The sequence below is a fragment of the Hymenobacter perfusus genome (genome assembly GCF_003944765.1).
Lineage (GTDB): Bacteria > Bacteroidota > Bacteroidia > Cytophagales > Hymenobacteraceae > Hymenobacter > Hymenobacter perfusus.
Genome location: NZ_RWIU01000003.1, coordinates 473,346 through 493,514, shown reverse-complemented (window position 1 = coordinate 493,514; position 20,169 = coordinate 473,346). Strand labels below are relative to the sequence as shown.

13 protein-coding genes are annotated in these 20,169 nt (G+C 61.3%); 9 read left to right on the top strand and 4 right to left on the bottom strand.

Annotation, left to right across the window (positions count from 1 at the left end):
* Positions 1-60: 60 nt before the first annotated feature.
* Both ygiD and EI293_RS11915 read right to left on the bottom strand, forming a co-directional pair.
* Entirely contained in the window at positions 61-894 is an 834-nt protein-coding gene (gene ygiD, locus EI293_RS11920; RefSeq protein WP_125437882.1) for a 4,5-DOPA-extradiol-dioxygenase, read from the bottom strand.
* Between the two features lie 113 nt (positions 895-1,007).
* Entirely contained in the window at positions 1,008-2,042 is a 1,035-nt protein-coding gene (locus EI293_RS11915; RefSeq protein WP_125437880.1) for a LacI family DNA-binding transcriptional regulator, read from the bottom strand.
* Positions 2,043-2,320: 278 nt separating this feature from the next.
* On the opposite strand from EI293_RS11915, the gene EI293_RS11910 reads away from it, so the two are divergent.
* From EI293_RS11910 to EI293_RS11880, 7 genes are all read left to right on the top strand, one after another.
* On the top strand, positions 2,321-5,314 hold the full coding sequence (locus EI293_RS11910; protein WP_125437878.1) for a SusC/RagA family TonB-linked outer membrane protein: 2,994 nt from the start codon (positions 2,321-2,323) through the stop codon (positions 5,312-5,314).
* A 19-nt stretch (positions 5,315-5,333) separates the two neighbouring features.
* On the top strand, positions 5,334-6,899 hold the full coding sequence (locus tag EI293_RS11905; RefSeq protein ID WP_125437876.1) for a RagB/SusD family nutrient uptake outer membrane protein: 1,566 nt from the start codon (positions 5,334-5,336) through the stop codon (positions 6,897-6,899).
* 108 nt (positions 6,900-7,007) lie between these two features.
* Complete coding sequence (locus EI293_RS11900; protein ID WP_125437874.1) at positions 7,008-8,762, top strand: glycoside hydrolase family 13 protein; 1,755 nt, start codon at positions 7,008-7,010, stop codon at positions 8,760-8,762.
* Positions 8,763-8,826: 64 nt separating this feature from the next.
* Positions 8,827-10,869, top strand: a complete 2,043-nt coding sequence (locus EI293_RS11895; protein ID WP_125437872.1) for a glycoside hydrolase family 65 protein — start codon at positions 8,827-8,829, stop codon at positions 10,867-10,869.
* A gap of 222 nt (positions 10,870-11,091) precedes the next feature.
* The gene (locus EI293_RS11890; RefSeq protein ID WP_125437870.1) at positions 11,092-12,471 is read left to right on the top strand and encodes an MFS transporter; all 1,380 of its coding nucleotides are present in this window, start codon (positions 11,092-11,094) and stop codon (positions 12,469-12,471) included.
* Between the two features lie 164 nt (positions 12,472-12,635).
* Positions 12,636-13,850 (top strand): glucosidase family protein, encoded by a 1,215-nt coding sequence (locus EI293_RS11885; RefSeq protein ID WP_170170353.1) that lies wholly within the window; start codon positions 12,636-12,638, stop codon positions 13,848-13,850.
* A gap of 50 nt (positions 13,851-13,900) precedes the next feature.
* The gene (locus tag EI293_RS11880; protein WP_125437866.1) at positions 13,901-14,824 is read left to right on the top strand and encodes a carbohydrate kinase family protein; all 924 of its coding nucleotides are present in this window, start codon (positions 13,901-13,903) and stop codon (positions 14,822-14,824) included.
* 312 nt (positions 14,825-15,136) lie between these two features.
* Here EI293_RS11880 and EI293_RS11875 read toward each other — a convergent pair whose 3' ends face one another.
* Complete coding sequence (locus tag EI293_RS11875; protein ID WP_125437864.1) at positions 15,137-15,436, bottom strand: putative quinol monooxygenase; 300 nt, start codon at positions 15,434-15,436, stop codon at positions 15,137-15,139.
* Between the two features lie 148 nt (positions 15,437-15,584).
* Between EI293_RS11875 and EI293_RS11870 the strand changes: the two genes are divergently transcribed.
* Entirely contained in the window at positions 15,585-16,757 is a 1,173-nt protein-coding gene (locus tag EI293_RS11870; protein WP_125438071.1) for an MFS transporter, read from the top strand.
* A gap of 62 nt (positions 16,758-16,819) precedes the next feature.
* Positions 16,820-17,851, top strand: a complete 1,032-nt coding sequence (locus EI293_RS11865; protein WP_125437862.1) for a hypothetical protein — start codon at positions 16,820-16,822, stop codon at positions 17,849-17,851.
* A gap of 80 nt (positions 17,852-17,931) precedes the next feature.
* On the opposite strand, the gene EI293_RS11860 is transcribed toward EI293_RS11865, so the two are convergent.
* Entirely contained in the window at positions 17,932-20,166 is a 2,235-nt protein-coding gene (locus EI293_RS11860) for a xanthine dehydrogenase family protein molybdopterin-binding subunit (protein WP_125437860.1), read from the bottom strand.
* Positions 20,167-20,169: the final 3 nt, after the last annotated feature.

Here is a 20,169-nt window from a genome sequence, read left to right as displayed (position 1 = left end):
GCGAGATGCTTCGGCAAGCTCAGCATGACGTGCTGTAGTATCCAAAATCAGCACGCGCGCCTACCCCACCACAAACGTGCGCATGCTCAGGCCGCCGTATTCCACGGCTTCGTAGGCGTGGCGGATGTCGTCGTCGGGTTCGGCCAAGGCGAGGCTGTAGAGCAGCGGGATGTAGTGGTCGGGGGTGGGCACGGCCAGAGGGCCGCTGGCACCGGCCTGCTGGTAGTGAGCCAACGCGTGCAGGTCGCGCTGGTCGATTTTGCGCTTGGCCCACTCGTCGAACTCCGAGGCCCAGGCGTAGGGCGTGGGGTCGTCGGCCATCAGCTTGGGCATGCTCTGGCGCAGGTTGTGCACGATGTTACCACTGCCCAGAATCAGCACGCCGCGGCGGCGCAGAAACCGCAGCTGCCGGGCCAGGTCGGCGTGGTAGGTCAGGGGCTGGTGGTAGTCGATGCTAAGCTGGAACACCGGAATATCGGCCTCGGGAAACACGTGGTGCAGCACCGTCCAAGTGCCGTGGTCGAGGCCCCACTCGTCGGTAGGGTGAGCGTCGGGCAGGGCTTGCAGCACTTCCCGGGCCACATCGGGGGCGCCGGGCGCGGGGTACTGCATGGCAAACAGCTCTTGGGGGAAGCCGCCGAAATCGTGGATGGTTTCGGGCCGCTCGTTCACGGTCACAAACGAGCCCCGCGTGAGCCAGTGCGCCGACACCACCAGCACCGCCCGGGGCGGCTGCCGGTTCCGGATATCCAAACCCATCTGATGCAGGGTTTGGGTGAAGGCGTTATCGGCCAGCGCATTCATGGGCGAGCCGTGGCCCACAAACAGCACGGGCATCTTGGCGGTGGTCTGGAAGCTGCGGGCGGTGTTGTGGAGGTCTTGCAGGGAGTTCATGGCGTAGGCGAAAGGTAAGTTGCCCACCGGGAAAATACGTTTTCTTCCCAGGGCAGCAACGCCTACAAAGGTACCGTTACGATACAGCCAAGTCCTTGATCTGGGATAAGAAATCAGCCCGCTGTTGGCCGCAACGAAGACTGCCGCACCTGCACCGTGGCATCGAGCACTACGCGGCTGTGTTCCGGCGGCAGTTCCTCGCGCAGCTGCCGGATTTCGCGCAACAGCAGCTCACTGGCCCGCCGGCCGATATCGTAGCCGGGCTGGGAAACGGAACTGACGCTGGGCTCCAGCATCCGGCACACTGACCAGTCGCTGAAACCGATAACGGCCATATCCTGGGGTACCCGCCAGCCGGCCTCCTTCAGGGCCGTAATGGCCCCGATGGCCACCGAATCGGAAACGGCGAACAGGGCCTGGGGCGGCTCGGGCAGGGCCATAAAGCGGAGCGCAAAAGTCGCCCCTTCTTCGTGCGTGACGGTGTGACACTCCGCCACGTACTCGGGCCGGAAAGGCAGCCCGTACGCCGCCAAGGCCGCTTGGTAGCCCAGGAAGCGTTGCCGGGTATTTTCGGGGTGCGGCGGCCCTTTGATATGCGCTATGCGGGTATAGCCTTGGTCGAGCAGATGAGCCACGGCATCGTAAGCCCCCTGAAAGTCATTAGTTACCACACTACTGGCATCCAGCAGCGGGCTTATTTTATCGAACAGCACCACCGGCAGGTCGTATTCCTGCAAAGCGCGCAGGTGGTCGATGCTCACCGTTTCGTTGGAAAGACACACCAACAGGCCATCCACGCCGGTAGCCTGCAGCATCTGCGTCACCCGGATTTCCTTCTCGTAGCTCTCATTGCTCTGGCTGAGGATGATGTGGTAACCCAGGGCTTCCATAACATCTACAATGCCGCTGATGACATCCGAGAAGAACGGGTGCACAATATCGGGCACTACCACCCCTACCACTTTGTAGGCTTGCTGGCGCAGCTTCACGGCCATTGGGTGCGGGGCGTAGTGCAGCCGCTCGGCAGTGGCCAGCACCGTCTGCTTGGTGGCACTACTGATGTCCGGGTAATTTTTCAACGCCCGCGACACGGTGGCCACGGTAACTCCCAGGACTTGGGCAATGTCGCGTAGCGTAGCTCTTTTCATGTGAGGGGAAGGTAAAGAAGCAGAACAGAGGAAGAGAAAACATCGGCACCGACATCAGCCGGCCGCAGTCAGTGAGTAAGCAACCACCCACCCAGCCTGCTACAATCGACAAAAAAGCCGGGACATAGCCAGAATCACAAAAAAAGAATGGCGTTCCGAAATCGATTACGTTACCGATTTCGGAAGAAAAATCGTATTTTCCACTGTGTTACTGCTTGATTTTGTTGGAGTTAATACTGCACCTTTAGCAGCATTCCCACTTCAAAATCCCACTGCTTATGTCGGCATTCTTACAGATTCGAGCCGGACTGGTAACCGGCTTCGTGGCGCTAACCAGTGCTGCCATGGGGCAAGGTATCATCCGAGGTACCGTGGCGGAGCCTAACGGCAACCCCGTCATTGGAGCAACGGTGCTTGTGAAAGGCACCACCGTTGCCGCCCCCACCGATGCCACCGGCAGGTACGAGCTGCGCATTGCGCCGGGCAGTTATGAGCTGCTTGTCTCCTCCATTGGTTACAAGTCCCAGACCCGGGCCGTTACCGTGGGCACGGAACCCGTGGCCCTCAACATTACTATCTCGGAAGATGCCCAGGCGCTGAGTGAGGTGGTGGTGGTAGGCTACGGTACGGCCCGCAAGCAGGACGTCACCGGGTCGGTGGCGGTAGTAGGTGAGAAAGACTTCAACCGGGGCACCTTTACCTCACCCGACCAGCTGCTGCAGGGCCGCGTATCGGGGGTGCAGGTAGGCAACAACAGCGGCCAGCCCGGCGGGCCGGCTACTATCCGGATCCGGGGTAACTCGGCCGTGACGGGCACCGGACAGCCGTTGTACGTGGTAGATGGCGTGCCGCTGGATGGTCGCACGGCCCGGCCGGGCTTGGTAGCTTCTGCTGATGTGGGAGCTGGCGCGGATAGCAATCCGCTCAACTTTCTTAACCCCGATGATATCGAAACCTTTACCGTCCTGAAGGATGCCTCGGCAACGGCCATTTACGGCTCCCGGGCGGCCTACGGGGTGGTAATTATCACGACCAAAAAAGGCAAATCAGGCGCTCCTTTACTGAATGTGGGCGTATCCGGGGGCTTCTCCAGCTTACTGCGCCGGCCTGAATTCCTGAATGCAAGCCAGTACCGGGAAGCCATCAAATACTACGGTGCGCCGGCCGCCAACGACAAGGGAGGCGACGTGGACGCCCTCGATGAAATTCTGCGCACCGGCTACCTGCAAAACTACAACGTGGCCATGAGCGGCGGCGGCGAAACCGGCCGGTATCGGCTCTCTTTGGGCTACCTCGACCAGGACGGCATCGTGCGCAAAACCGGGTTTAAGAAGTACAGCGCTAACCTTTCCACGAACCTGCAGTTTCTGGAAAGCAAGAAGCTGGGCGTGGACGTGAACATTGCCACCAGTCAGTTTCGGGAAGAGCTGGCCAATATCACCACCGACGCCGGCTTCCGGGGTAGCCTCATCGGGCAGGCCCTGCAGTGGAATCCCACGCAGCCGCTGCGCAACCCCGACGGCTCCCTCTACATTGTGGCGGGCGACGTAGTGAACCCTCTGGCCGCCCAGGAGCTGTACAACGACAATTCGCGGGTGAACACCATCCTGGCCAGTATTGCGCCCTCGTTTAAATTCACCGACTGGCTCAACTACCGGCTGCTGCTGAGCGTGAATTACAACTCCGGTGAGCGGCGTACTTCCATCAACCAACGCCTGATTAACTACCCGGGCATCGAAAACCAGGGCTTCGCCGCCATCAGCAACAATGAGCTGACCACGCAGCAAATTGCCCATACGCTGAACTTCAACAAAGCCATTACCACCGATCTGAACCTGAACGCGGTGCTGGGCTACGAGTACACGAAGTTCATTAACCTGGGCTCCGGCGTCAGCGCGTTTGGCAACCCCGCTACGGGCGGCTTCGGCAATTTCGGCCTCGACTACACCGACTACATCCAGACGTCGGCGACCGGGTCGCGCAGTATCACCTCGTTCAAGGACCCCACGTACGCCCTACAATCATTCTTTGGCCGGGCCATTTTCAACTTCAAGGAACGCTACGTACTGACTGGTACGCTGCGTCGCGACGAGAGCAGCAAGTTCGGTAGCAACAACAAAGTAGGCTACTTCCCCTCGTTCGCCTTCGCCTGGGATTTAAGCCAGGAAGCCTTTTTCCCGTCCGAACAGCTTACCCAGCTGAAGCTGCGGGCCGGCTATGGCCTCACTGGCAACCAGGAGTTTCCGGCGGGTGCCGCCCAGGACCGATTCGAGGTGCGCGACAACGGGGCGCAGATTCCTCTCAACAGCCGCAACGAGAACCTAAAGTGGCAATCCGACCGCCAGTTCAACGTCGGCATTGACATTGGGGCGCTGGACAACCGCTTCACCTTCACGGCCGACTATTTCAACAAGACCACCACCGACATTCTGTTTCCCACCGTGCCCGGGCAGCCCGCACCACAGGTGCAAGCCATCTTCTGGGATAACCTCGACGGTAAAATCGTGAACAAAGGGGTAGAAATGGCTTTGAACACGGTGCTGCTGCGCAGCGAGAAAATGGAAGTGGGCTTTAATGCCAACGCCACGTTTATCCGCAACGAAGTGAAGGACCTGGTAGGGCCCGAAATTATCACCGGCGCTATTAATGGGCAGGGCTTGTCGGGGGCTACGTCGCAGCTTATCCGGAACGGGAACCCCATCAACGCCTTCGTGCTGCCCAGGTACAACGGCCTCAACGACCAAGGACTGTCGAATCCGGTAGACCTCGCCAACCCGGTGTACGCAGGCAGCCCGAACCCCCGCACGCTGCTGGGCCTGAGCGCCAATGCCCGCTACGGCAAACTCTCCCTGATTGCCAACATGACCGGCGTGTTCGGCCAGTACGTCTACAACAACACGCTGAATGCAGTGGGCAACGTGGGCCAGATCGGGGCCGGCAAAAACATTGCCCTCTCTACGTTCGAAAACCCCATTAAGGAATCTATCGGCAACCCGGCGGCGGCCACCACGCGCTACCTGGAAAAGGGTGACTACCTGAAACTGTCCAACCTGACGCTGGCCTACGGTTTTGGTGACATAGGCAGCTTTGTGAAAGGTGCGCGCGTGTACATCACGGGGCAAAACCTATTCGTGATTACGAAATACGATGGGTTTGATCCGGAAATCAATACGGTGAAGCGCGGGGCCAACCAGGTGCCTTCGGTTGGCATTGATTACCTGCCCTACCCCAGTGCCCGAACCTTCACGCTGGGCGTCAATTTCAACCTGTAACCTCTAAGTCATTCCCACCATGAAATACGCTAAGATTGCCTATGCAACTGCCTTGCTGTCTTTGCTGCAGGGGGCTACTAGCTGTGACGTTGAAGAAACCCTGCAGGGGCAGCTCGCGCTGGATCAGATTCCGCGCGGTGACCCCGCGGCCCTGCTGCAAGGCGTGTACAACGCGCAGCGCGACCCTATTCAGGGGTGCGTGAGTGTATTTGCCCTTGAGGAAGTCTCGACTGATGCGCGCATTATGCCCACCCGCGGGCCTGACTGGGACGACAATGGCAAATGGCGGGCCCTGTTCAACCATACCTGGGACGGCAACAACGAGCGGGTGCGCGACACCTTCAACCAGCTGGAGGGCATCATTTTCGCCTCCACCGACCTGTTGCGCTTCGAACCTACTGTGCAGCAGCAGGCTGAGGCGCGGTTTCTGCGGGCCTGGGCCACCTTCCTGCTGCTCGACCTCTACGACCAGGTACTGTACCGGGAACCCGGCGAACCGCTGAACAACCTGGCCAAGGTGCGCAAAGGGACGGAGGCGCTCAACTACATTGTGAGTGAGCTCAACGCCATTCAGAAAGACCTCCCTGATGCCCCCGTCAGCCGCGCTACCAAGGACGCCGCCCGGGTGCTGCTCATGAAGTGCTACCTCAACAAAGGCGTGTACGCCAACCGGGCGGCCCCAACCTTTGCTGCCGCCGACATGAACCAGGTAATCACGCTGGCCGACGAAATCATCAACAGCGGGAAATATTCCTTCACCACCAACTTCTTCGACAACTTTGCGCCCAACAACGGGGCCATCGGCCGGGAGAATATCTTCACCCAGGAAAACACGTTCGGCAACGCCGGGCCCACGCGCGACTTCTGGAAGTTTGTGTCGCACTACAACATGCGCCCCGTAGATGGCTACAACGGCCCGGCTACCACGGCCGAATTTTACGATCTGTTTGAGGCGGCCGACAAGCGCCGGGGCGTGGCGTACGACATTGCCGGCGGCCCCGCTAACCCCGGCCGACGCATTAATGTAGGCTTCCTAGTTGGTCAGCAATACAACCTCACCACCGACGCTGCGCTTACTACGCGGGGCGGGGCACCGCTGAGCTTCACCAAGGATATCAACCTGTCTGAAACTGGTGCCGACCTCGAAGCCAAAGGCATCCGCCCAATCAAATACCCCGTCGATTACGTGAGCGAGGGCAAGGGTGGCAACGGGTGCGAAAATGACCACGTAACCTTCCGGCTGGCCGACGTGCTGCTGATGAAGGCGGAAGCTATTCTGCGGGGCGGCACGGGCACCAGTGCAGGCTCGTACGGCGCCACGCCGGTAGCCATCGTCAACTCTTTGCGGACGCACCCTTCGCGCGGGGCCAGCTCCCTCAGTTCGCTCACGCTCGATGTGCTGCTGGCTGAGCGGGGCCGGGAGCTGTACGGCGAGTCGTGGCGGCGGCAGGATATGATCCGGTTCGGCCGGTTTCTGCAGGCGCGCAAAGACAAGCCCCAGAGCGACCCAAAATATCTGCTGTATCCTATTCCCAAAAACCAGCTGGATATTAACCTTAACATCACTCAAAACCCTGGCTACTAGCTTCACATCCGTATTCAACAGCGTATAGGCAGGCCGTTGGCTACTGCTGCCCGGCAGCGGCCAACGGCCTGTTTGCGCCTGGCATATTTTCTACTATAGTTTCCGGCAATGAGAATCCTCACGAAACTACTCCTGGCGGTGTTGCTTGTGGCGGGCCTGCCAGGCAACGTCTGGGCGCAACCAAAACCTGCCCTAAAACCCGCAGCCACAAGTCAGGCCGAAACCTGGTGGAAGGAAACGGTGGTGTATCAGATTTACCCGCGCAGCTTCCAGGACAGCAACGGCGACGGCGTGGGGGATTTAAAGGGCATCATCAGCCGGCTCGACTACCTGAAAAGCCTGGGCGTGGGGGCCGTGTGGCTGAACCCCATCTACGCCTCGCCCAACGACGACAACGGCTACGACATTTCCGACTACCGCCGGATTCAGCCAGAGTTTGGCACGATGCAGGACTTCGATGCTTTGCTCAAGGGACTGCACCAGCGCGGCATCCGGCTGGTGATGGACATGGTGGTGAACCACAGCAGCGACGAGCATGAGTGGTTCCGGCAAGCCCGCAGCTCCCGCACCTCACCCTACCGCGACTATTACCACTGGTGGCCCGCCGAAAAGGGCAAGCCCACGCCGCGCTACAGCTTTTTCGACGTGAACAGCGACGCCTGGAAGTACGACTCGCTTACCAACAGCTACTACCTGCACTACTTCTCGCGCAAACAGCCCGACCTGAACTGGGAAAACCCCAGGCTGCGCCAGGAAGTGTACAGCATGATGCGCTTCTGGCTGGATAAGGGCGTGGATGGCCTGCGCATGGACGCCTTTCAGTACGTGTCGAAGGACCCCAGCTTCCCGGTGCTGCCGGCCGGTTACGAGAAAGACATCATCCGGTACTACGGCGGCGGCCCGCACCTGCACGACTACCTGCAGGAAATGAACCGGGAAGTACTCAGTAAATACAACATCATGAGCGTGGCCGAAGGAGCCGGCTCCGGCCCCACCGACGCCATGCTGTTCGTGGACCCAGCCCGCCGGGAACTGGATATGGCCTACCACTTCGAGGGCGTGGATCTGGGCAGTGGCCCTGATGGCTATAAACTCACGGATTTCAAGCGCATCTACACTCGTTGGGACAGTGCGTTTGCACAGCGCGGCTGGCTCGCCATCTTTCTGGCCAACCACGACGTGCCGCGCATGGTCAGCAAATTTGGCGACGACCGGCCCGCGTTCCGGGACGCTTCTTCCAAGCTGCTGACGACGTTTATCCTGACCATGCGCGGGACACCCTACTATTTCAACGGGGACGAGCTGGGCATGACCAATATTCGCTTCGAGCGGATTGAGGACTACCGCGACGTGGCGACGCTCAATGGCTACCAGCAGGTGAAGAACCAGGGCGGCGACCTAACGGCGTTTCTGGCCACGGCCAAGCGCCAGGCCCGTGACAACTGCCGCACGCCGTTTCAGTGGGATGCCACGGCCAATGCGGGTTTCACCACCGGCACGCCCTGGCTGAAGGTCAACCCCAATTACCGCACCCTCAACCAGGCCGATCAGAATAAGGACTCGAACTCCGTACTCAACTATTTCCGCAAGGCTACGGCCACCCGCAAACAGCATAAGGTGCTGGTGTACGGGCGGTATCAACTGCTCGACGCGCGCAATCCGCACATTTACGCCTACACCCGCACGCTGGGCAAGGAGAAGGTGCTGGTGGTGCTCAACTTCACGGCTGAGCAGCGCAGTTGGCCGCTGCCCACTGGCCTGACACCTAGCGGGCAGCCCTGGCTCAACAACTACCCCAGCTTTATGGCGGGCCCAACGCTGGCGCTGCAGCCCTGGCAGGCCGTGGTAGTACCGCTGCGCTAAACTTGCCTCCACCCGATCCGGCAGCAACCAGCTTATCCCTTTCCCGCGCTCCACTCCCACCCGTATGTCCACCTGCTTTCGTTTTCTCTTACTCTTCCTGCTGGCCACGTCCGCCGCGGCCCAGTCGGGCGCGCCCGACCCGTGGCGCCTGACGGCTACTACCATCGACTCCAAGAATTACTACGGCGTGACGGTGGCCAACGGGATGCTGGGCATTGTGTCGTCGCCGGAGCCGTTTCAGGTGAAGAGCGTGGTGCTGGCCGGGGCCTACGACCAATACGGCCGGGGCCGGGTGAGCAACTTCCTCAACAGCTTCAACCTGCTGAACATGTACCTGGAAGTGGATGGCCGCCGCCTCTCGGGCAAGGATGCCAGCAACTTCCGCCAGGAGCTGGACATGCAGCGCGCCAGCCTCACCACCTCCTTCGAGTACGCTGACAAGGCCACCATCCGCTACACCTACTACGCCCTGCGTCACCTACCCTTCACGGTGCTGCTCGACGTGAGCATCACGGCCAAAAAGGACCTGCAGCTGGGGGCCGCCAGCGTGATGGAAACCCCCGATGCTTTGCGCGACGCTCAGAACTACTACAACGAAATCGACCGGCCGCACGTGACGCTGAGCCTGCTCACGTCGTCGGCCCGCAGCCCCACCGGCAAGATGCAGTTGTGCGCTTCCAACACGTTTTTGTTTGGAGAAGGCCACGGCCAGGAGCCCAAGGTGATCCATGAAATGTGGGACAACAACATGCACCTGATGAAGTTCGGCAAGGCCCTGAAGGCCGGGCAGACCTACTCCTACGCCGTGGCAGGCTCCAGCATCACCTCCAGCCACCACCCCGACCCGCTCAACGAGGCCGAGCGCCTGACCATCTTCGCCCGCCTCGAAGGCAAGGACCGCCTGCTGGCCTACCACGCAAAAGCCTGGCAGGAGCTATGGCAGAGCGACATTCAGATTACCGGCGACGCCCAGGCCCAGCAGGACGTGCACAGCATGCTCTACCACCTCTACAGCTTCACCCGCGCCGGCACCGACTTCTCGCCCTCGCCCATGGGCCTCTCGGGGCTGGGCTACAACGGCCACGTGTTCTGGGATACTGATGTGTGGATGTTCCCGGCCCTGCTGGTGCTGCACCCGGACATGGCCAAATCGATGATTGAGTACCGGTTTCGGCGGCTGGAAGCGGCCCGGCGCAACGCCTTCGGCCACGGCTACCAGGGCGCACAGTACCCCTGGGAAAGCGCCGATACGGGCGTGGAGGAAACCCCGGTCTGGGCCCTGAGCGGGCCGTTTGAGCACCACATTTCGGCCTGCGTGGCCCTGGCAGCGTGGCAGTACTACTGCGTGACGCAGGACAAGGACTGGCTGCGCGAGAAAGGCTACCCCATCCTGTCAGCCACGGCTGATTTCTGGGCCAGCCGGGTGGAGCGTAACGGCCCCGGCCACTACGATATCAAGAACGTGGTGGCGGCCGATGAGTGGGCCGAAAACGTGGATAACAACGCCTTTACCAACGCCGCCGCCCAGGTAAACCTGCGCAACGCCACGGCCGCCGCCCGGCTGCTGGGCCTCAAGGCCAATCCCGACTGGGCGCACGTGGCCCAGAACATTCCGATTTTGAAGATGGCCGACGGCGTGACCCGGGAGCACGCCACCTATCAGGGCGAAGGCATCAAGCAGGGCGACGTGAATCTGCTGGCCTACCCGCTGGGCGTCATCACCGACCCCGCGCAAATCCGGAAGGATTTGGCCTACTACGAGACCCGCGTCCCCACCGAAGGCACGCCCGCCATGACGCAGGCCATCTTCGCGCTGCTGTACGCCCGCCTCGGCAACGCCGACAAGGCCGCCCACTTCTTCCAGGATGCCTACGTGCCCAACCTGCTGCCGCCCTTCCGGGTGGTGGCCGAAACCAAGGGCGGCACCAATCCCTACTTCGCCACCGGCGCGGGCGGCGTTCTGCAGGCCGTTCTGATGGGCTTTGGCGGCCTCGACATCACGCCCGCCGGCATTTCGCAACGCAAAACCACCCTACCCACGGGCTGGCAATCAGTCCGCATTACGGGCGTTGGGCCGCAGCGCAAAACCTACTCCGTCACGCGCTGACGGTTATTCGTTGGCCTTGCTTGACGCGCAACAAGCCCGGAATCATAACAGAAAACACATCCGTAACGCCCGGGCTGGCTGCAACCGGCCGCGTGGCGCTGCCGGGCTGGGGAGTGGCAGGAGGCCTCGTGGGAAGGGCCGCGTGTCCGCCGCTCGCCGCAAGGCGGGCGGCACTTTCCCCCTCCCGTACTCCCTGCCCCCATACCCTCCTACCCCACCACTATGGCCCTTAGCTCTACTCTTCCACACGCGGCCCCGGCCGTGGCCTCGGTGCCCAAGCCGCGGCTGGCTTTCTGGCAGATCCTGAATATGAACGTGGGCTTCTTCGGGATTCAGTACAGCTTCGGCTTGCAGCAAACCAACATGAGCCCCATTTACAGCTACCTCGGTGCCGACCCCGAGAAGCTGCCGTTTCTGTGGCTGGCCGGGCCCATGACGGGCCTGCTGGTGCAGCCCATCATCGGGGCGCTGAGCGACAAAACCCTCAGCCGCTGGGGCCGCCGCACGCCCTACTTTCTGATTGGGGCAGTGCTCTGTAGCTTTTGTCTGCTGGCTATGCCCTTCAGCCGGGCCGTATGGATGGCCGCCAGCTTGCTCTGGATTCTGGATGCGGCCAACAACATCACCATGGAGCCGTACCGGGCCTTCGTGAGCGACAAGCTGCCGCCCCCGCAGCACAGCGTGGGCTTCCTCACGCAGAGCTTCTTCACGGGCCTGGGCATCACGTTGGCCAATTTCACGCCCTCGGTGCTGGTGTATTTGGGGCTGGTCAGCGCCACAGCCCGCAGCCAGAACAACATCCCGCACACCACCTACGCGGCCTTCCTGATTGGGGCGGCCGTGAGCATTGGGGCCATTCTGTACTCGGTGTTCACCACCAAGGAGCACCCGCTCAGCGACGAGGAAGTGGCCGCCATCCGGGCCCAGCCCAAGGGCCTGAGCCACACCCTGGCGGAAATCGGCGGGGCTATCCGCGACATGCCGCTGACCATGCGCCGCATGGGCCCCATGATGCTGTGTACCTGGTACGCCATGTTCTGCTACTGGCAGTATATCACCCTGAGTCTGGCCAGCACCGTGTACGGCGTCAGCAGCTCGGCCGCGCCGGATTTTGCCAAGGCCCAACTCCTGACCGGGCGCGTGAACGGCACTTATAACGTGGTAACGTTTTGCGCGGCGTTCGGGCTGGCGTGGCTGGCGCGGCAGTGGGGCCCGCGGGCAGTTCACATGCTGAGCCTGAGTCTGGCCGGTCTGGGGCTGCTGGCGTTGCCCCTGATTACCGACCCCAACCTGCTGCTGGCTCCCATGATCGGGCTGGGCATTGGGTGGGCCAGCATGATGGGCACCACCTACGTGATGCTGGCTGGGGCCATTCCGAAGGAGCGCACTGGTGTGTACATGGGCATTTTCAACATGTTTATTGTGCTGCCCATGCTGCTCCAGACGGTGTCGTTTTCCTGGGTGTACCGCCATTTGCTCAGCTCCCGCCCCGAAAACGTGATTCACCTGGCCGGGGCCCTGCTGCTGGCGGGGGCGGTATGCGTGCTGTTCATTCCGCGCACCAGTCCGAACCTACAATTTGAGGAGCCGGCTGCTACCTGAACCGAACCAGCGGCCCATAGAGACGCGTACTCGCGTCTCGAGGCATGCTGATGGTATTTACTGATGCGCGGTTTCGGTCGCTCTGGCGGGAGATGCGAATACGCGTCTCTACAGGCCACTATCCCCTTTTGCCCTCGCGCGGCCCCACTCCCACCTTTCCCGTCATGACCTTTCAGTCCGAACCCGCCCTCGACCTCCTGCGCCGCGCTGCCACGCCTTATGGCTTTGTGGCCAGCGTGCAGGACATCAGCAACTACCAGCGCATCTGGACGCGCGACGGCGTGATAACCGGCCTGGCTGCTTTGCTCTCCGGCGAAGAAGACCTGCTGGAAGCCACTGAAGCAACCCTGCGCACCCTGTTCGGGGCCCAGCACGCTGTGGGATTTTTTGCCTCGAACGTGGATCCGCGTACCGGCCAGGCCAGCTACGGCGGCAACTGCGGCCGCGTCGATAACGTGAGCTGGGCCATCATCGGGCTGCTGCAGTTTGCGCACTGCACGGGCACCACGGCCCTGGCTACGGCCTTTCGGCCCCAGGTGGAGCGGGGGCTGACGGTACTGGATGCCTGGGAGTTCAATGGCAAGCACCTAGTATACGTGCCCCAGAGCGGCGACTGGGCCGATGAGTACGTGCAGCACGGCTACGTGCTCTACGACCAGCTGCTGCGGGTGTGGGCGCTGGAGCTGGCTGGCCACTACTACCAGCGGCCCGAGTGGCTGGCTAAGGCCGCCACCATCCGGCGGGTACTGGAGCGCAACTACTGGAACGATGATACGGCCACCGAGTCCACCGAGACAGCTCCGCTCTACGCGCCCAACCTCGTTCACCAACGGCGGCAGGCCCCGCGTACCTTCTGGCTGATGGGCTTCAACCCGGCCCGCGTGTACGGGCAGTTTGATCTGGCAGCCAATGCACTGGCCCTGCTGCTGAACCTGGGTCCGGCTACCCGGCAGACCACGCTCGTCACGTATCTGCAGACGCAGTGGCAGCAGCGGCCGTTTCTGTTCCCGGCCTTCGCCCCGGCCCTCACGCCCGCCGACGGCCTCATGGCGGAGCTTACCGACAACTACGCCTACGAGTTCCGGAACCACCCGCACGAGTTTCACAACGGCGGCCTCTGGCCCGTGTGGAACGGCTGGCTGGCGGCGGCACTACACCAGTTGCAGCCCGAGCTGGCAGCCCACCTCCGCACCAGCCTGCACGCGGCCAACCAGCTTAACCCCCAAAGCAACGACTGGGGTTTCTACGAAAACTTTCACGGCCTCACCCACGCCCCCATTGGGGTGCCCTACTGCACCTGGAGCGCCGCCGGGCAGCTGTTCGCCGAAGCCTATGCCGCCGGGCAGCGGCTGTGGGTGCCGTCGCCCCTGGCAGACTAGCCGCTGCCTGCCTGAAGCTCATTCTCTCACGCCTGCTTACAACGTCACTCATGCGCCCTTCTTCCGCTTCCGTTGCCGGGCCCGTCGGGTCGGTATCCGCCGGTCGGCTGCTCGCCATTGGGGAGGCCCTGCTGGATATTCTGACCACCGATTTTGTGGGTGACCTGTCCCAGGTGACCACCCTGCAGGCGGTGGCAGGAGGCAGTCCGGCCAACCTGTGCCGCTTTGTACAGCAGTGCGGCGGCACAGCTACGCTGGTAGCGGCCGTGGGCCAGGATGGCCTGGGCGACCTGCTGCTGCGGAGCCTGGCGGCGGCGGGCCTCAGCACCCAGCACGTTCACCAGCTCGCCGACCGCGCCACCAGCCTGATTGTGGTGGGCCGTAGCCGCGATACGCCGGCCTTCATCCCCTACCGCAGCGCCGACCGGTACCTACCCCCCATCGACCCGGACCTGATTGCGGATGCTACGTTGGTGCACACCACTGCCTTCGCCCTCAGCCGCCAACCCGCCCAGGACCACATTCTGGAAGCCTTGGCCACCGCTTACGACCAGGGCCGCGCGGTATCAGTTGACTGGAACTACGCCGCCCCCATCTGGCGGCGCGCCGACAATGCCCCCGACGTATGGCAGCGGCTGCTGGCCTACGAGCCCCTGCTCAAAGTCAGCCTCGATGATGTGGCCCGCTTCGGCAAGGTGCCGGCCACGGTCGAAGCCGCCAAGGAGTTTCTGCACGATACGCCGGCCCGCGTGCTCTGCCTCACCTGCGGCTCCGAAGGCGTGTGGTACCGCCACCGGGGCGGCCAGTGGCAGCATCAGGCCGCGCCCCCCGTGGAGGTTATGGACGCCACCGGAGCCGGCGACGCCTTTTGGGCGGGCTTTCTGACGGGCTGGATGCGGCAGGCCCCCATACCGGAATGCGTGCAGGCGGGCATCAGCACGGCGGCGCGGCGGCTGCAGGGGCAATTGGCGTAGCGTAACTCAAAGCCCCTCTGCTAACAATTCTGTTTGCTAAGTCATTTGAAACTACCTGAACCGTCATGCTGAGCGGAGCCGAAGCATCTCTCCCGCTTCGCCTGAGTACTACTGCAACGAAGCGGTAGACATGCTTCGGCAAGCTCAGCATGACGTTCAGGTAGTTATCAGACAAAACCTGATTGTATAGCCGTCAGCATAAAGTAGGCCGCCGTTGGCGTCTCATTATTGAACGCCTTGCTGCTTATTACGCACAAGACCGCCCCGAAACCGGTGTTTCGGGGCGGCCCTGAGAGTGGTGGCGGGGCGGAATTACGCGCCTTTCGAGGCCAGAATGTCCACCATTTCGATGGTGGGCTCGGCGGCCAGCAGGTCGGGAGCCTGAGCGAACAGGGCTTCGGCTACTTTGCCGCCCAGGTGGGCCTTGCGGCCGGCCTCATCGGGGAAGGTGTCGAAGATGCCGAACGTGGAGGGGCCGAGCTGGATGCCGTACCAGGTGGCGGTTTCGGGCTCCTGCTCTACCAGGGCCAGCCCGCCGCGCAGGAAATCGGCCACGGCCTGCTCTTTACCGGGCTTCGCTTCGAGACGCACTAACAATCCTACTTTTGCCATGATACAAGGGGGTTAACGGATGGAACGCCCTAACTACCGCCCCACCACCCGATTGTTTGCCGCCAAGCCGCCGCGCCGCCGCCGCTACCCGCGAATTTGGGTACTTTCGCGCCTCTCTCCCGCCTGCCTCTCTCCCACCCGCTCGCTCATGTCCCGTATTCTTCCCACCATCGTGGGGGCGCAGTTCTGCTGCACCTCGCTGTGGTTTGCCGGCAATGCCGTGGCGCCCGAGCTGGCGGCGCGGTTCCAGCTGCCCCCCGGCTTCGTGGCCTCCCTCACCAGCGCCGTGCAGCTGGGATTCATCAGCGGCACGCTGCTGTTTGCGCTGCTGGCCCTCGCCGACCGGTTTTCGCCCTCGCGGGTGTTCTTTATAAGTGCACTGGCGGCGGCGGCGGCCAACCTGGGCGTGCACCTGAGCGGCCTCGGGGCCGAGGGGCTGCTGGCCTGCCGCTTCCTCACGGGCTTTTTCCTGGCCGGCATCTACCCGGTGGGCATGAAAATAGCGGCCGACTACTACCAGGAAGGCCTGGGCCGCTCGTTGGGGTGGCTGGTGGGGGCGCTGGTGCTGGGCACGGCGTTTCCGCACTTGCTGCGCAGCGTTATGGGGCAGCTGCCGTGGTACTATGTCACGGGGGCTACCTCCGGGCTGGCGGTGCTGGGCGGGGTGGCCATGCTGCTGCTGGTGCCCGATGGCCCCCACCGCCGCCCCGGCCAGCGGCCCCGCCTCACGGCGTTTCTGGCGGGGTTCCGGCAGCCGGAGTTTCGGGCGGCGGCGCTGGGCTACTTCGGGCACATGTGGGAGCTGTACGCGTTCTGGGCGTTTGTGCCGGTGGTGCTGGCGGCCTTTCAGGCGCGGCACCCGGCGGCGGCGTTGCCGGTGCCGCTGCTCTCGTTCGGCATTATTGGCGGGGGCAGCCTGGCCTGCGTGGGCGCGGGGCTGCTGGCCCGCCGACTGGGACCGGGCCGGGTAGCCGCCACGGCCTTGGCGCTGTCGGGGGCGTGCTGTCTGGCTTCGGGGCTGGTGCTGGGCGGCGGCTCGGCGGTGGGGCTGGTGGCGTTTCTGGCGTTCTGGGGGCTGGTGGTGGTGGCCGATTCGCCCATGTTCTCCACCCTGGTGGCCCGGCACGCCCCCGCCGAATCGCGCGGCGCGGCCCTGACCATCGTCAACTGCCTGGGGTTTGCCCTCACCATCGGCAGCGTGCAGCTCACCGGCTGGCTGGCCCCGCGCCTGCCGCCTCAGCTGCTGTTGCTGCCCCTGGCCCTCGGCCCGGCGCTGGGGCTGTGGGCGTTGTGGCGCGGGCGAAAGGAGGTGATATCCTAAGATTATCATGTACTCAACTACTATATTTCTGCTATCTACCAACCAACAACAGGTCTTGAACAATGATGGAAATAGAAATCAATAAGAGACTCGCATTATTAGAAGAGCTTGAGACATCCGGCAATTTGATTAGACTAGGCCTTGGCGAGTTACAGAATCTAGGAAGTGGGAATTATTTTTACTTTCTACCATTTCAACTCCTTTCACAAGGATTTGAAAGATTCATGAAATCCTACATATGCATTGCTTATTACAACAAGAATGGAATATTACCTGATTTTAATTACTTAAAAAAATTTAGTCACGATTTAGAAAAAATATTGGATGAAATCAAAAGTCAATATTATCACAAATTTGAACGACCTCAATTTGAGCAAGATAGAATGTTTATAGAAAACGACAATGATCTAAAAAGTCTAATATATATAATATCCGAGTTCGGTAAATTATCTAGATACTATAATTTTGATGTAATCACAAGCAGTAACAAGATAGGTCTGAATGCTGTAGAAGCTTGGCAAGATTTTGAACACAAATTGATAATTTCCAATAATGATAGGCTTTTGAAAATATCTGATTTTGAATTGAACCACGAAGTTCAACACGAAATCAATAGCCATGTAGTAATAGTTTTCGAGAAATTCGTATCAGGTTTATCAAGACAGTTTATTTTCGGAAATCTAGGCGAATTTGGAAAACAATTTATTTCCAATACGCTACATGATTTTGGATTGATTTATGACAATAATCTTGGAAAAACCGATTACAGAAAATCAACTACTAAATATAAAGAAACACCCAAGAGAGTTCACAAACGAACACTTGCAGATGAGATAGACAGAAAGTTTAACCCTAATTATAAATCAAAGAAAGTAACAAGAGCAGAGTACCAAGGTGAATGGCCTTTTTACGTTGACGAAGTGATTATAGAATGTCGCCATAATCATTGGTGCATTGTAACAATAGACGGGCATGATTATTCATTGAGTGGAAATGCGAAGGGCAGATACAAGCTTGAAAATCCACATGATGCTGGCATGGCCATTCTTGGAAAGAGCTTTCATAATTTCATTACTATGGCTCGGGAATTATAGATACTTCATCCCGCCACACACAAAACCGCCCCGCAACCTCACGGTTACGGGGCGTTTTGCGTTACGGCAAGCGGCGGTGGTTACAGCAGCTTGTCAATCATCACGGGTAAGTCGCGGACGCGCTTGCCGGTGGCGTGGAAGACGGCGTTGGCCACGGCCGCGGCCACGCCCAGCATGCCTACCTCGCCGATGCCTTTCACACCCAGCGGGTTCACGATGTCGTCTTCCTCCTCCACAAACAGCACGTCGATGTCGTGGATATCGGCGTTGACGGGCACGTGGTACTCGGCGAAGTTGTGGTTCATGTAGCGGCCGAACTTGTGGTCCATCACCGTTTCCTCCATCAGCGCCATCCCGATGCCCCACACCACCGAGCCCAGCACCTGCGAGCGGGCAGTTTTGAGGTTGAGGATGCGGCCGGCGGCCACGGCGTTCAGCACGCGCGTCACGTGCACGGTGCCCAGGTCCTCGTCCACGGTTACTTCCACAAACACCACGTTGTGCGAGTGCAGCGAGTAGCCGTTCTGCTTCACCATGTTGGGCATCACCGACGAATCGGCTTCCAGCTTGGCTTCGCCGCTGGCCTGCAGCACGTCGCGCAGCACCACGGCCTGGCTGTGGTCGGCGCGCAGGCGGAGCTGGCCGCTGGCAAATTCCACGTCCTCGAACTTGGCATCACGCAACGGCGAATCGTCCATTTTCTGGGCTAGCTTGAAGATTTTCTCGCCCAGGGCCGCGCAGGTGCTCTGCACCGCCGAGCCCACCGAGGCCGCCGTCCAGGAACCGCCCTGCAGCGGCGACTCCGGCAAATCCGTATCGCCGAGCTTGAACGTCACGGCCTCGATGGGCAAACCCAGCGTTTCGGCCGCAATCTGCGACATGATGGTGTAGGTGCCGGTGCCGTTTTCGCCGGTGGCCGTCGAAACGGTCAGCTTGCCATCGGCCGTGATGCTGGCCTTGGCGGCGGCTTTCTGCTGGGTGGCATCCCACACGCCACCGCCCACACCCCAGCCCATGAGCTTGCCGTCGCCGTTGCGCATGGAGCCGGGGGCCTGGGTGCGCTTGTCCCAGCCGAATTTGGCCGCGCCCTGGTGGTAGCAGTCACGCAGCTTTTTGCTGCTGAAGGGCTTGTCCACGTTCTGGTCCCGCTCGGCGTAGTTGCGCAGGCGGAACTCCAGCGGGTCGAGGCCGGCGGCGTAGGCCATTTCGTCCATGGCAATTTCGAGGCCGATGGAGCCCGACGCGGCGCCGGGGGCACGCATGTCGAGGGGCGTGTACATGTCGAGCTTGGCAATCTGGTAGCCCAGCTTCACGTTTTCGCACTGGTAGAGCATGCCCGACCAGTTCACCACGTTTTCGGTGTAATCCTCAAACTGCGAGGTTTCGTGTAGCGCGTGGTGCTGCAGCGCGGCCAGCGTGCCGTCGGCGTTGGCGGCCAGCTTGAGGTATTGCAGCGTGTGGGGCCGGTGGCCGAAGCTGAACATCTGCTCGCGGGTGAGCGTCAGGCGCACCGAGCGTTTCAGCTCCAGTGCCGCTAGTACGGCCAGAAACGCCGAGTACTGCGGGCGCAAACCGGCTCCGAAGCCGCCGCCCATGTACTCGTTCACCACCCGGCAGTCGTCCTTTTTCAGGCCGAAGATTTTGGTGAGGTACTGCTGCACGTTGTACACGCCCTGCGTTTTGTCGTAGGCCGTGATTTTGCCCTCGCCGCGCCATTCCACGGTGGTCGTGAACAGCTCCATGGGGTTGTGGTGCTGGGCGCCGTGCACGTACTCGGCCTCCATGCGGTGCGGGGCCTCTTCCCAGGCTTTGTCGGGGTTGCCGCGGGGGGCCGGTGGCGGCTGGAAGCCGGTTTTGCCCGCGCCGGGCTCGTAGCCCTTGGCGCGCTGGGTTTCGAGGCTGGTTTCGTGGTCTTCCTGCTGGTACTCGATGCGCAGCACCGAAGCCGCGTAACGGGCCAGCTCGAAGTTTTCGGCCACAATCAAAGCCACGGGCTGCTGGCTGAACTTGATTTCAGCATCGTGCAGCGCCCGGAACGGCGAGCCGCCGGGAGCCACCAGGTCCTTGTAGCTTCTATCGAACCAGGCCAGGGAGGGCACGTTTTCGTGCGAAAACACCTGCACTACGCCCGGCAGCGCCAGCACTTCGTCGGCATGGATTTTCGTGATTTTGCCTTTGGCAATGGGGCTGCTCACCACATAGCCGTAGGCCATGTTGGCCACCTGATACTCGGCGGCGTAGGTGGCCGTGCCCGTCACCTTGGCCGGCCCATCGACGCGGCTGGTCGGCTTGCCGATATAGTTAGTCGTGCTCATACG